Annotated in this window: 1 pseudogene; it reads left to right on the top strand. The window is 34.4% G+C overall.

From position 1 onward, the window contains the following. Nucleotides 1–529: pseudogene (locus B4F08_RS15565) on the top strand (sensor histidine kinase); the annotation flags it as partial.

Genomic DNA, 529 nt, shown 5'->3' with positions numbered 1-529 from the left:
AAGTGCTTGTCACTTATCTTTATTATTGGGTGTAAATACTCAAGATAACAAAATTCAAAGCTTCCTTAAGTTTGCAAGAAAAATTTTGCGAGCAAGAACAGCGATTTTAACATTTATAGATGAGCCTTATATTTGGTATGTTGCTCAAAATTCCTTTAACGCTGTTCATCGACCCGCTGAAAGCAATTTTTCAGTTTATTTTGATGACCATTTCTTTATAGATGTACAACATCCAAATTATAAAAAAATGTCGCAATCTCTCTCCGATTTGGGCTTTGTGCATCATCGAATGGTCGCAATAGACTTAAAAGAGGATGCAAAGTCGATTGGTCAGTTGATTTTGTTTGATGAGCAACAGGATGCTTTTGATCGAGATGCGATTGACAGTGTGAAAGAGCTTGCAATAAGTTTTCTTAATATTCTGTATTTGCGTATGGAAAATGCCGAACTTAAGGAGTTATATGAGCAGCAAGTTGCAATGAATGTCAGTAAAACCAAATTCTTTCAAATTATTGCACATGATTTAAGG

It is taken from the genome of Acinetobacter sp. UBA6720 (genome assembly GCF_002454215.1).
GTDB lineage: Bacteria > Pseudomonadota > Gammaproteobacteria > Pseudomonadales > Moraxellaceae > Acinetobacter.
This window is presented reverse-complemented; position numbering and strand designations above follow the sequence as displayed.